The 13,475-nt window shown below is 37.8% G+C and carries 11 protein-coding genes, 2 tRNA genes and 1 other annotated feature; of the genes, 3 read left to right on the top strand and 10 right to left on the bottom strand.

What is annotated here, in order from left to right; translation table 11 throughout:
* Positions 1-7 precede the first annotated feature (7 nt).
* From yycF to KRR19_RS09405, 3 genes are all read right to left on the bottom strand, one after another.
* On the bottom strand, positions 8-706 hold the full coding sequence (yycF, locus tag KRR19_RS09415; RefSeq protein WP_002480279.1) for a response regulator YycF: 699 nt from the start codon (positions 704-706) through the stop codon (positions 8-10).
* A 373-nt stretch (positions 707-1,079) separates the two neighbouring features.
* Positions 1,080-1,152: transfer RNA gene (locus KRR19_RS09410), tRNA-Asp, on the bottom strand.
* 4 nt (positions 1,153-1,156) lie between these two features.
* Positions 1,157-1,231, bottom strand: a tRNA-Glu gene (locus tag KRR19_RS09405).
* 107 nt (positions 1,232-1,338) lie between these two features.
* Here KRR19_RS09405 and KRR19_RS09400 point away from each other — a divergent pair.
* A complete protein-coding gene (locus KRR19_RS09400) occupies positions 1,339-2,232 on the top strand; it encodes a YitT family protein (protein WP_002480280.1) in 894 nt (297 codons plus the stop codon).
* Positions 2,233-2,343: 111 nt separating this feature from the next.
* On the opposite strand, the gene KRR19_RS09395 is transcribed toward KRR19_RS09400, so the two are convergent.
* The 5 genes from KRR19_RS09395 to KRR19_RS09375 all read right to left on the bottom strand — a co-directional run bounded on the left by KRR19_RS09395 (position 2,344) and on the right by KRR19_RS09375 (position 8,795).
* Positions 2,344-3,630, bottom strand: coding sequence for an adenylosuccinate synthase (locus tag KRR19_RS09395; protein ID WP_002480281.1), 1,287 nt, complete (start codon positions 3,628-3,630; stop codon positions 2,344-2,346).
* Between the two features lie 381 nt (positions 3,631-4,011).
* Complete coding sequence (gene dnaB, locus KRR19_RS09390) at positions 4,012-5,409, bottom strand: replicative DNA helicase (RefSeq protein ID WP_002480282.1); 1,398 nt, start codon at positions 5,407-5,409, stop codon at positions 4,012-4,014.
* A gap of 31 nt (positions 5,410-5,440) precedes the next feature.
* Entirely contained in the window at positions 5,441-5,890 is a 450-nt protein-coding gene (gene rplI / locus KRR19_RS09385; RefSeq protein WP_002480283.1) for a 50S ribosomal protein L9, read from the bottom strand.
* Positions 5,887-7,854 (bottom strand): DHH family phosphoesterase, encoded by a 1,968-nt coding sequence (locus KRR19_RS09380; RefSeq protein ID WP_002480284.1) that lies wholly within the window; start codon positions 7,852-7,854, stop codon positions 5,887-5,889. The genes rplI and KRR19_RS09380 overlap by 4 nt, the downstream gene beginning before the upstream one ends.
* Positions 7,855-7,868: 14 nt before the next feature.
* Positions 7,869-8,795, bottom strand: a complete 927-nt coding sequence (locus tag KRR19_RS09375; protein ID WP_172954256.1) for a DUF2232 domain-containing protein — start codon at positions 8,793-8,795, stop codon at positions 7,869-7,871.
* Between the two features lie 216 nt (positions 8,796-9,011).
* On the opposite strand from KRR19_RS09375, the gene KRR19_RS09370 reads away from it, so the two are divergent.
* Both KRR19_RS09370 and KRR19_RS09365 read left to right on the top strand, forming a co-directional pair.
* Entirely contained in the window at positions 9,012-9,203 is a 192-nt protein-coding gene (locus tag KRR19_RS09370) for a hypothetical protein (RefSeq protein ID WP_002480286.1), read from the top strand.
* Positions 9,204-9,340: 137 nt separating this feature from the next.
* Positions 9,341-9,571, top strand: a complete 231-nt coding sequence (locus tag KRR19_RS09365) for a hypothetical protein (RefSeq protein ID WP_002480287.1) — start codon at positions 9,341-9,343, stop codon at positions 9,569-9,571.
* Between the two features lie 278 nt (positions 9,572-9,849).
* On the opposite strand, the gene serS is transcribed toward KRR19_RS09365, so the two are convergent.
* Together serS and hutH are read right to left on the bottom strand one after the other, a co-directional pair.
* Positions 9,850-11,136: a serine--tRNA ligase gene (gene serS, locus KRR19_RS09360; RefSeq protein WP_216733601.1), complete on the bottom strand. Its 1,287-nt coding sequence runs from the start codon at positions 11,134-11,136 to the stop codon at positions 9,850-9,852.
* 100 nt (positions 11,137-11,236) lie between these two features.
* Positions 11,237-11,446: a binding site (T-box leader), on the bottom strand.
* Positions 11,447-11,530: 84 nt separating this feature from the next.
* Entirely contained in the window at positions 11,531-13,045 is a 1,515-nt protein-coding gene (gene hutH, locus KRR19_RS09355) for a histidine ammonia-lyase (protein ID WP_002480289.1), read from the bottom strand.
* Positions 13,046-13,475 lie beyond the last annotated feature (430 nt).

Here is a 13,475-nt window from a genome sequence, read left to right as displayed (position 1 = left end):
TATGGCCTCAGTCGTGCTGCTGCAAGAAGTATCCGACACCGCGGCGTGTCACGATATATTCTGGATGTGACGGATCATCTTCGATTTTTTCTCTTAAACGACGGATTGTAACATCGACCGTACGTACGTCACCGAAGTAATCATAGCCCCATACCGTTTGCAGTAAGTGTTCACGTGTCATGACTTGTCCCATATGGTTCGCTAAATAATGGAACAATTCAAATTCACGGTGTGTCAATTCAATATCTTTGCCGCGTTTCTTAATAGAATACGCATCTGGGTAGATGACAATATCTTTAATTTTAATTTCGTTCGGTGCATTATTTGCTTCTTGCGGTTGTGTATATTGACGACGTAAGTTCGCTTTCACACGTGCAATCAATTCACGTGTGCTGAAAGGTTTCGTCACATAGTCATCCGCACCTAGTTCTAAACCAAGCACCTTATCAATTTCTGAGTCTTTTGCCGTCAACATAATAATCGGCATTTCATATTTCTTACGTACTTCACGGCAGACTTCCATACCATCTCTGCCTGGAAGCATAATATCTAAGAGTACGATGTCTGGTTCTTCTTCATAAATTAAGTCAATCGCATCATTTCCGTCATATGCACAAAAGACTTCATAACCCTCTTTTTTCAAGTTAAATTCTAGAATATCAGCAATAGGTTTTTCATCGTCTACTACAACTACTTTTCTCGCCATAATCCTAAACCTCATTTCTAATCATAATCGTACATGAATAATTTTATTTAGACATAAGTATCTACTATATAATTTACCATTTCTAGCACGCCAATTCTATTTTTCATACCAAATTAATTCTATTATTGACTATCTATTTTTTCGGGTAAAAGACATTATGTGAAGGTATTGTAAATTTTATGTGGATTGCAGAAATGGGGATGTCTAAAAAAGAGGATTCATGCATGTTTATGCTATTGTAACATTTCATTACATTTTATACCTTGATTTTGTTTTTTAATAGCACGTTATCTAATTATAAAACTAACTATCTTAAACATAAAACAAGAAAAAGACAAAATAAAAATGCCCACCCTATTGGATGAGCATTGTACGGTCTCGACGGGAATCGAACCCGCGATCTCCTGCGTGACAGGCAGGCGTGTTAACCGCTACACTACGAGACCTAAATGGTGACTCCTACGGGACTCGAACCCGTGTTACCGCCGTGAAAGGGCGGTGTCTTAACCGCTTGACCAAGGAGCCGTTTTTCAAGCACAAGATAGATTATAGCACAGCTCTTTAAAAAAACACAAGCAATTTTTAAAGTTTTTTTGTATAATTTTTACATAACCCATTTTAGGAGGCAAATTATGAATCAATCCACGCACTCTGGGGGTCATACAAAGAAAGAGAAAAAACTGTCTCTCACACAAATTATTATACGTATCCTTTTCTTAACGATAGGTTCAATGCTTACGGCAGTAGGACTTGAACTCTTCTTAGTTCCAAATAAATTGTTAGATGGCGGGATCGTCGGTGTTTCGATTATCTTATCTCATCTAACAGGTTTATCACTCGGTGTGTTTATCTTTATTCTTAACTTACCGTTTTTCTTCTTAGGTTATAAACAGATTGGTAAAACATTTGCGGTATCTACGCTTTATGCGATTACTGTCTTATCTATCGGAACTATGTTGCTCCATGATATCCCTGCAGTCGTTAGAGAACCTTTACTTATCACCATCTTCGGTGGTGCCATTGTCGGTATCGGTGTCGGTTTAGTCATCCGAGCCGGCGGTAGTATGGATGGAACAGAAATTATGTCCATTCTCGTGCATAACCGTTTGCCATTTTCAGTCGGTGAAATCGTGATGATCTTCAACTTCTTTATTTTCGCAGTCGCTGGTTTTGTATTCACATGGGAAAGTGCCATGTACAGTGTTGTCGCTTATTTCATCGCTTTTAAAATGATTGATTTAATTTTAATCGGTTTAGATGAATCAAAAGCGGTCTGGATTATCAGTGATGAGTATAAAGAAATTGGAGAAGCGATTAACGACCGTTTAGGGCGTGGTGTGACGTACTTACACGCAGAGGGTGCCTATACAGGCGATCCGCGTAAAGTCGTCTTCACGGTCATCACACGTGTTGAGGAAGCGAAATTAAAAGAAGTCGTTATTCAAATCGATCCGAACGCCTTCTTATCCTTCGGTAATGTTTCTGAAGTACGTGGCGGACATCACCGTAAGAAAAAAATTCATTAAACTTCATCATAAGCTTTATGAATACAAAAAATGCAATGCAGGTTCATACCCGCATTGCATTTTTCTATATCATTGATTTTAAGTTGCTGTAATTACACTTGTTATTTTAAATTATGACCATAAAGGTTTTAACATATTTGTTTGTGTACGGTCTGGACCTACAGAGAAGATTGAGATACCTACGTTACATAACTCAGAAATACGTTCTAAGTAACGACGTGCGTTATCTGGTAATTCTTCTAATGATTGTACGCCCGTAATATCTTCAGACCAACCTGGTAATTCTTCGTAAATTGGTTTACAACGGTTCAACGCGTTTAAGTTTGCTGGGTATTCAGTGATTTCTTCACCATCTAACTCATACGCAACACAGATTTTAACTGTATCTAAACCAGTTAAAACGTCGATTGAGTTGATAGATAAGTCAGTAATACCACTTACACGACGTGAATGACGTAATACCACTGAGTCGAACCAGCCGACACGACGTGGGCGTCCTGTAGTTGTACCATATTCACGACCTACTTCACGGATATGATGACCATCTTCATCGAATAGTTCAGTAGGGAATGGACCATCACCTACACGTGACGTATACGCTTTACATACACCGATAACTTTAGATACTGATGTTGGTCCGATACCGCCGCCGACAGTAACGTTACCAGCAATCGGGTTACTTGATGTAACGAATGGGTATGTACCATGGTCAATGTCTAACATAACCCCTTGTGCACCTTCGAATAATACACGTTCATTAGCTACAAGTGCATCATCTAATAATTTAGGTGTGTCTGTTACATATTCTTTTAAGCGTTGACCAGCTGCATAGTATTCTTCGAAGATATCTTCGAAAGCTGGTGCTTCTTCATTAAACATACCTTTAAAGTATGCTGCTTTGTGTTCAAGATTTGCTTTTAATAAGCGTTCGAATGTTTCTTTGTCTAATAAATCCGCCATACGGATACCGATTCTTTGTGCTTTATCAACGTATGCTGGGCCGATACCTTTCTTAGTCGTACCGATTTTGTTATCACCACGAAGACGTTCTTCATACTCATCTTGTAATAAGTGGTAAGGCAAAATAACCTGTGCACGATTTGAAATACGCAAATTATTTGTTGGAATGCCGCGTTCATTTAATGCGTCCAACTCTTTTAATAATGCAACCGGATCAACTACAACACCGTTACCGATAACAGATAGTTTATCTTGATAGAAAATGCCTGATGGCACTAAGTGTAATTTATAAGTTTCTCCGCCGAATTTGATTGTATGTCCTGCGTTATTTCCGCCTGAAAAACGTGCAATAACGTCCGCTTGTTCTGCTAAAAAGTCTGTGATTTTACCTTTACCTTCGTCTCCCCATTGTGTCCCAACAACTACGATTGATGACATAAGAGCACCTCCAAGTTATTCTCAATTAACCATTCAATATTCTATCAATTGTAAGCGTGTAATGCAAATAGAAAACGAACATTAAATATTACAGATTTTTGGCAGTTCAGTGAACACTCAAACATCCGAAAAAGTAATATAAACCCTTTAATACCAATGTTTTATACCGTTTATTACACTTTATATTACACATACTTATTGACAAAATAACCCTTTTAAATCGACTTAAAACCGTACATTCAAACCTAATACTAGTTTATTGTACGTAAAAATATTTTTAAATTCGTTTCTATTTCGCCTTATTTTTCTAATTTCCCATTAAAAAAAGACCAAAACGCGCGTTTGGTCTTTTAAATTCATCTATAATTTCATTTTTAATTTTTACATCATATCTGCATGTGCATAATCAATGTCCGTGAATTTGTTGTATTGCTTCATGAAGTGCAATTTAACAGTTCCTGTCGGGCCGTTACGCTGCTTCGCAATAATGACTTCAATTTCACCATTATCATCATTTGTGACAGGTTCCATGCCGCCATCGTCATCTTCTTCACCGTCTTCACGATTATAGTAATCATCACGATATAAGAAAGCAACGATATCCGCATCTTGCTCGATAGAACCTGATTCACGGATGTCACTCATCATTGGGCGTTTATCTTGTCGTTGTTCAACACCACGAGATAACTGACTCAGTGCAATAACCGGACATTCTAATTCACGTGCAATCGCTTTTAACGTTCTTGAGATTTCAGATACTTCTTGTTGACGGTTATCAGACATACGAGAACCGCTTCCCATAATCAACTGTAAGTAGTCGATCACAATCATATCTAAACCATGCTCTTGTTTGAGTCGACGACACTTAGAACGTAAATCTGTAATTCTGATACCCGGTGTATCATCAATAAAGATTTTCGTTTTAGATAACTTACCGACTGCCACTGTGAAACGATTCCAGTCTTCATCTGTCATCGTCCCAGTACGTAAACGGTTCGAGTCTACATTTCCTGAACTACAAATCATACGTGTTGCTAATTGGTCTGCACCCATCTCTAGCGAGAAGATACCGACCGTATAATTACTTTCATGGGTCGCAACTTTTTGCGCAATATTCAATGCGAAGGCAGTCTTACCTACCGAAGGACGTGCAGCTAAAATGATTAAATCATTTCGGTTAAAGCCTGCAGTCATTTGATCTAAGTCACGATAACCTGTCGGGATACCTGGCGTTTGACCACTGTTTTGGTCTAACTCTTCAGCATTCTCATAAACTTGTCCTAAGACGTCTCTGATATCTTTAAACCCTTCAGATTCTCTCGTAGATGCGAGTTCTAAAATCTTACGCTCTGCATCACTTAAAATGTCATCTAAATCAAGTTCTGAATCATAACCGTCTTTCGCGATTTGATCTGCGACACGAATCAAATTACGTTTCGCAGCTAATTTATAAACAATCTCGCGATAGTACTCAATATTTCTTGTCGTCGGCACATTGCTTGCGAGCTCCGCAAGATATTGCGGGCCACCCGCTTCACTCAATGTCCCTTCAGATGTCAGCTGGTCCATTAAGGTTACGACATCTATTTCACTATTTTCCTCAAAGAGGTGCATCATCGCACGGAAGATGTGTTGGTGAGCGCCTCTATAAAAGGACTCAGGAAGTAAGACTCCCTGAGTTTCCCCCATGAGCTGTGGATCAATAATAATGGCACCTAAGACAGATTGCTCAGCTTCGTTGTTATGCGGCATCTGGTTTTGTTCATACATTCCATCCATTTTTTGATTACACCTCTAATTATTTCATTGCTTATTTTTGTTCAACAGTGTGAACACGGATTGTACCATCGACTTTTTTGTCTAATTTTACTGGTACATTTGTATAACCTAAGGCATGGATACCGTTAGGTAAGTCCATTTTACGTTTATCAATTTTGATATCGTGTTGCTTTTGTAAGGCTTGTGCAATTTGTTTTGTGCTGACAGAACCGAATAATTTGCCGCCTTCACCTGATTTAGCTGTGACTTCTACTTCGATGTCTTCAAGACGTTTTGCTAATGCTTTCGCATCTTCGATTTCTTGTTCTCTTTCTTCTTCAGCACGTTTGTTTTTAAGTTCTAATTGTTTCAAGTTACCTGGTGTTGCTTCTACTGCAACATTTTTCTTGAATAAGAAGTTTTGTGCGTAGCCTACAGGTACGTCTTTAACTTCGCCTTTCTTACCTTTACCTTTAACATCTTGTGTGAAAATTACTTTCATTGTCCTTCACTCCTACTAATTTGTTCATCTATTGCTTGTTGTAATTGTTCTACTGCTTCATCTACTGTTACACCTTTAATTTGCGTGGCAGCATTTGTTAAATGTCCACCGCCGCCTAAAGCTTCCATTGTCAGTTGGACGTTGATAGAGCCGAGTGAACGGGCTGAAATACCCACTAAGTCATCTTCTCGTCTAGCCACTACATAAGAGGCCTCTACACCATCTAAACTTAACAATTCGTCTGCAGCTTGTGCAACTGTAACAGGGTGATAGATTTTATCATTAGATCCGTGTGCCACCGCAATACCATTGCTTTGCAGTTTCACAGTACGGATAAGTTCTGAACGATTAATGTACGTATCAATATCATCTTTTAAGAAGTGCTGCGTCAAGATCGTATCTGCACCATGTGCTCTTAAGTAACTTGCCGCATCAAAGGTTCTTGAACCTGTACGTAATGTGAAGTTACGCGTATCGACAATAATACCTGCATACATAATCGTTGATTCTAATCTTGTCAGACGTTGTTCTGTCGGTTGGTATTCAAGGAGTTCCGTCACAAGCTCAGCTGTAGAGCTGGCATAAGGTTCCATATATACCAATAATGGATGAGAGATAAAGCTTTCACCACGACGGTGATGGTCGATCACGACTTTACGGTTTGCTTTATTTAAAATGTTCTCATCTAATACCATTTCTGGTTTATGTGTATCAACAACAACTAATGTCGTTTTCGATGTCATAATATCCCACGCATCATCTGATGTGATGAAACGTTCTTTTAATTCTGGTTTCTTATCAATTTCATCCATCACACGACGTAATGTCGGATCGATATCTTCTTCATTTAACACAACATAAGCATCTAAGTTATTCATCATCGCAAAGCGTGAAACACCGATAGCTGCACCGATTGCGTCTAAGTCAGGACGTTTATGTCCCATAATGATAACTTTGTCGCCTTCCATCAAGATATCTTTTAAAGCATGTGAGATAACACGCGCACGTACACGTGTACGTTTTTCCATCGGGTCAGTCTTACCACCATAGAATCTTACATTACCATTGATATGTTTGATTGCGACTTGGTCACCACCACGGCCAAGGGCTAAGTCTAAACCTGATTGTGATAATTCCCCTAAGTCAATCAAGTTCTCTGAACCTTCACCGACACCAATACTTAATGTCAATTGTGCGCGGTAACCTACACTCTTTTCACGTAGGTTTCGCAACAAGTCGAAATTTGATTCTTCTAATTGGTCAAGAATACGACGGTTTAAATACGCTACGAATTGGTCTGAACTATAACGCTTGAAATAGATATCATACTCAGAAGCCCAACGACTGATGACACGTGTGACCATAGAGTTGATTTCAGAACGTTGTGTATCGTTCATATTTTGTGTGATTTCATCGTAGTTATCAAGGAATAAGGTTGCGATAACCGGTTTCGATTCCTCATATAATTCATACGTGTGTACTTCTTCGGTAATATCAAAGAAATATAAGACGTGTTCATCTTCTGAATAACGCACACGATAATGATAATTGCCATCTGTAATTTCAATCTCTTGCGTCTTCTCTAATTGTTTCAGAATGTTCGGGTACACTTCATTTATCGGATCTGAGATAACATTACGATCCAATCGTTCAGACATGAAATGGTTCATCCATTCTACATCTTCATTCTCATCAAGAACAATGATGCCAATTGGCAAACTTTTAATCGCGATACTATTGCCAGCTGATATCTGTCCGCTTAAATCATCTACATATTGATCTAATCGTATGAATGCATTACGAAACGCAAATGCACTGATAATAATCATCACAAGTAAGACTGCAGTTGCGATACCAGCAATCAATTGGTTAAAGATAAACCAAACAACAACTAATGCGATTGCAGTTAATACCATAAGCAAGAAAGGAATAAACAGTGCTTTCTTCGTAGATTGACGATTCATTCTGTCACCTCAAATCATTTTTTAATAAATCGTTTTAAATTGAATGTAATATCTACAACACCCAGTAAGCCGATAATCGGTATCACAGGTGTCAGTAAAAATCCTATAACCATTAATAAAATGCCCACACCTACCGGCATACGTTTCGCTTTCGCAAAGTAAGCAATGAAACTTAAACCTTGGATGAACATAATAAATGATAAGATAACTTGCATATTTAAAACGATACTTTGGAATGTGCCAGGTTGCGTTGCGAACATGACACAAAGCAATACTATAAAGTAAATGTATGCGAGTACACGTTTAAACTGCCATGCATATAACGGTTTAAACACTGGGGTTGCTATTTTAAACTTACGTAAAATCGGAAACGATACAATCAAGTTAATGAGTATCATAATAAAAATAACGATAATCGTATAACTAGGTAATTGAACTGCTAATTGTCTAAAACCTTCTTCTAACACACTACGTGAAGAAGCATCTAGTCCACTCATTGCCATTGCTTGATACATTTGATCTTTAAATGGTTTCACAAGCACTTGTGAAAGCGGAAGTTTATCGAAGACTTGAAGCAGCATAAAGCCTGCCAAACTGATGATACTCATATATGTAGTTGCGATATAGAGTATACGTTCTTTCGATGTACGTTCTTTTAATAATTGCCCTACTATCAAACTCAAAATCAAAATGAAGATGATATAACTCAGTACACCCTCACTTCCGAACAGGACAGTTAAAATAACTGTAATCAGTGCGGCAATACCGAAAGACATAATAGACTTATGCCATAGAATAATACCAGGCACCGTTGCAATAAAAAATAAGATGAGTCCGGCAACCGGTATAACATAGGTGACTGCCACAATAATCAGCAATGCCAATGTTGCAAGTAGCGTCGCCTTCAGGTCTATTTTTGCAAACAAATTCGCCACTCCTATACTTTAGTAACTATAAGAATTATTTTAACATAGTTGGCAAGAATCACCTACTTGATATCACTAGCTTGCTACATGTTTTTAACAGCATAGATAAAGTTCAATTTCTTCAGTTGTATCTTATCAACTATACCCAATATTTTATAATGTTTCCCTTCAGAAAAGTGAGGTATATAATAAATAAACTATTTATATTATAACAACTATGGAGGAGATTTTATGGCAGCTGGAAGTATCGTTACATATTCTATTGTAGGTTTGTTATTAATTGCAGCGATGATCATTTTATTTATTGAAACGAAAAAACCTAAGCAAGTAAGAAATCAAAAAATGACGACCATCGCTTTATTACTCACTACCGCATCAACTCTAATCATCTTCATTTTTAGTTTGATTCAATCACTCTCTTAACTAAATAAGAAAGACTTGGACTCTATCCATTTGTTAAATTTTTATTAATTCCCGAAAACGCTATCGTAATATATTGCAAACCACGTTATAATGAGAGTGATAAAAAAAGATTTAAACGAAGAAGGAGTACCAGAAGTATGCAGAAAGTTTTCTTAGCTGGAAGCAGTCTTGCGCTGTTCTTCACAAGCATTTTATGTTTCGTATTGCATGCCTTAATTAAAATGAGCATTACAGGTCTCATCTTTTTAAACGCAGGAAATTTTCTGATTCCACTAGGTTGTGCATTTGTGACACTAAGTATTATGAGTGTCATCGCATTTCTATATGTTGATACCGCTGAGCAATCAGAAACACAAAACCAAGAGTGATAAAGTTAGACTGACGCTTGTCTGAAGTAAGACATCCATTCGTCTACAAACTCTTTAACAGCAACACTTTCAAACTATTCTATTTCAACCGATTATCCTTAGAGGGTAGTCGGTTTTTCTTTGTGTTTCAGGAAATAACAAGACGGGAAATATTAATTTTTCATATAAAAAGAGGACGCTATGTTGGTAAGGCATAGCGTCCATGTGGTAGGTAAATATATATATTGGAACGAGGTTGGATCATCTTAATTCGTTTTCCAACTACTCGATGATCCCATTTATTTTGTTGCAGGGCCGATTTTTTCTTTTCCGCCCATGAACGGTACCAATGCTTTTGGAATCGTAATTGATCCATCAGCGTTTTGGTAATTTTCAACAATTGCTGCAAACGTACGACCTACTGCTAAGCCGCTTCCGTTCAATGTATGAACTAATTCTGGTTTAGCATCTTTGTCGCGTTTGAAACGAATGTTAGCACGACGTGCTTGGAAATCTGTCATGTTAGAGCATGAGCTGATTTCTTTGTAATCTTGATAACTTGGAAGCCAAACTTCTAAGTCATATGTTTTACTTGAACTGAAACCTAAGTCGCCAGTACAAAGAATGACACGACGATATGGTAATTCAAGTTCTTCTAAGATTTCTTCTGCGTCGCTTGTTAACTGTTCTAATGCATCCCAAGAATCTTCAGGTTTTTCAAAACGTACCAACTCAACTTTATCGAATTGGTGTAAACGGATTAAGCCACGTGTGTCACGTCCGGCAGAACCCGCTTCACTTCTGAAGCAAGCTGACTGTCCAGTGAACTTGCCTGGCAATTTATCTGCAGACAAGACTTCTTCGCGGTAGAAGTTAGTTAACGGTACTTCCGCAGTAGGAATCATGTAAAGTCCTTCTTTTTCAATCTTGAATAAGTCTTCTTCGAATTTTGGAAGTTGACCTGTACCATACATAGAATTTGCATTCACAAGTTGTGGTACCATCATTTCAGTATAGCCGTGCTGTGTTGTATGTTTTGTTAACATGTAGTTCATTAATGCACGTTCTAACTGTGCACCTTCATTTGTTAAGAAGACGAAACGCGCACCAGATACACGTGCAGCACGTTCGAAATCTGCCATACCTAATTCTTCAACTAAATCCCAATGTGCTTTCGCTTCGAAGTCGAATTCACGAGGCGTACCCCATTTTTTCACTTCGATGTTTTCTTCATCAGTTTCGCCTTCTGGCACATCATCATGCATGATATTAGGGATTGTAGATAATTTATAATGTAAGTCATCATCCACTTCGTTTAACTCAGTATCGATATCTTTGATTTTATCGCCAAGTTCTCTCATTTGTTTAATGACATCATCCGCATTTTCTTGATTGCGTTTTTTCTCAGCGATTTCACCGCTTACTCGGTTACGTTCAGCTTTCATTTCTTCTGCTTTACCGATTAACTCACGGCGTTTACCATCAAGTTCTAATACTTTGTCCACGATTTGTGGGTCCATTCCGCGTAATCTTACTTTCTCTTTCAAGCGATCCGTTTCGTTTCTAAACAATTTAATATCTAACATGTGTCAGTCATCCTTTCAAAATAAGTGTCGGGGTATTTAAATTCAAATTAATAATATAATTAGAGCAGCTGAAAAAAGAATAAAAAAATACCACGCCCCTACAAGGGACGTGGTATTACGTGTTGCCACCCTATTTAACAGTATGTATCAAATTAATTGATGCACACTGCACTCTCTCTAAAATAACGGTTAAACCGGTTGTTCTCTCAAATGCAGGTAGATTCGTCACGTAGTCTTAATTGCTTATTCACACCAACCATAAGCTCTCTGGAATTAATAACTAGGATTACTTATCCTGCGAACAATATCTTATGAACTTAACTTCACTATAGCAAATAGTTATTTAAATTGCAACTCAAATATAAAATTTTTCTGAATTCAAGAAAAATTCATGTTATTTGCATTCTGCATCAGTATACGCTGCTTGCTGTAAATAACGCGATACTTGCATGATATCATGATGGAATTGACGGTCTTCTGTAATGGATGGCGTAATATTTCTTAACGTCTCATATTTCTCAAGTGAGCGTGGCGATAATTGATCAATACCTTTTAATTCTACCGCTTGCAGCGCAATAATTAATTCAATCGATAACACTCTACGCGCATTATCCACAATTTGATAGCCATGTCTTGAACCAATTGTACCCATAGAGACATGATCTTCTTGGTTCGCAGATGAAGGAATAGAATCCACACTCGCAGGATGCGCCAATGTTTTATTTTCTGATACTAAACTCGCTGCCGCATACTGCATAATCATCGCACCACTTTGTAAGCCTGGTTCAGGGCTTAAGAAAGCAGGTAAACCACCATTTAATTGTGGATTTACTAAACGTTCTAAACGACGTTCTGCGATATTCGCAAGTTCACTTACCGCAATTTTCAAGAAGTCTAACGCATATGCAACAGGTTGACCATGGAAGTTGCCGCCTGAAATAACTAATGTTTCATCACCTTCATGGAAGATTAACGGATTATCATTCGCCGCATTCATTTCACGTTCTAATTGTTGTTTCACAAATTTCAATGTTTCAAAGCTTGCGCCATGAACTTGTGGAATACAACGTAACGTATACGCATCTTGAACTCTGATTTCACCTTGTGTCGTTGTTAACTGAGAGTCTTCTAACCAATACAACATACGATCTGCGACTGCACTTTGTTCAGGGAAGTTACGTGCATCATGAACTTCAGGTCGATAAGCATCTGTAATACCGTTTAACGCTTGATGTGTTAGTGAGGCAATCCATTCTGATTGATAAGCTAGAGCTTCCGCTTCAATCCAACTAATCACACCTTGTGCTGTCATTGCTTGTGTCCCGTTAATCAATGCTAAACCTTCTTTGGCAGATAATGCTAAAGGTTCACGTCCTAATTCATGTAACACATCAGCACTGTCTTTCTCTTCTTGTTGATAAAAGACTTTGCCTTCACCAATTAAAGCTAACGCAAGATGAGATAGAGGTGCTAAATCACCTGAAGCGCCTAAAGAACCTTGTTGTGGAATAATTGGAATAATACGTTCATTAATAAAATAAACTAATTGATCGACTAAATCAGTCGTAACACCTGAATGACCTTTCAACATTGTATTCAAACGTAAAATCATCATCACAAGTGCAACATCATGAGAAAACGGATCACCTGTACCGCAAGCATGTGAACGAATCAAGTTCACTTGAAGTTGATTATATTGCTGTGGATCGATTAAGACATCACTAAACAAGCCGAAGCCTGTTGTAATTCCGTAAATCGTTACTTTATTTTTAATAATATCTTCTACAATGGCACGACTTTGTTTAACGCGTTCCATCGCATCAGATGAGATTGTTACCTTATCTTGCTGGTGTAAAAATTTTTTTATATCTTCAATTGTGAGCGATGCTCCGTTTAATTCTAGTGTCAATTGAATTACCCCCTCAGAAAATAAATGTATACAATTATCCCAAGTATACGCTTACATTTTTAGAAGGACAATAGATTCTGCCAAAGCCGTAGCGTGTTAATACGTCACTAGTTTAGCACGCTAAATTTAAATAACAGTTTTCTATCCAGCCAGACAATATGAGTTAAACAAAGGTAATCTTCACCCGTTCATCCTTACGCGCACAAGACTTTACAAAACGTTCAATAAGTCTTCGCAAGGAAAGTGTTGACTTACCTAAACGATAGGTATAAGATGTTGTAATGCATTGAGAAACAATCAACATTACAGGTATGAAAGGCTCACTCCAATGACAGGGGTGTGCTTAAATTTTATAAATAATCAAATACATCGAAAACCTAAAGCTCCATTGTATGAAGCTTAAGTGTAAAATGAATGGGTTATGGAGGGA

This window comes from Staphylococcus sp. CWZ226, assembly GCF_018986355.1.
GTDB lineage: Bacteria > Bacillota > Bacilli > Staphylococcales > Staphylococcaceae > Staphylococcus > Staphylococcus simulans.
The sequence above is the reverse complement of the archived record's forward strand: the minus strand, read 5'-3'. Positions and strand labels throughout refer to the sequence as shown.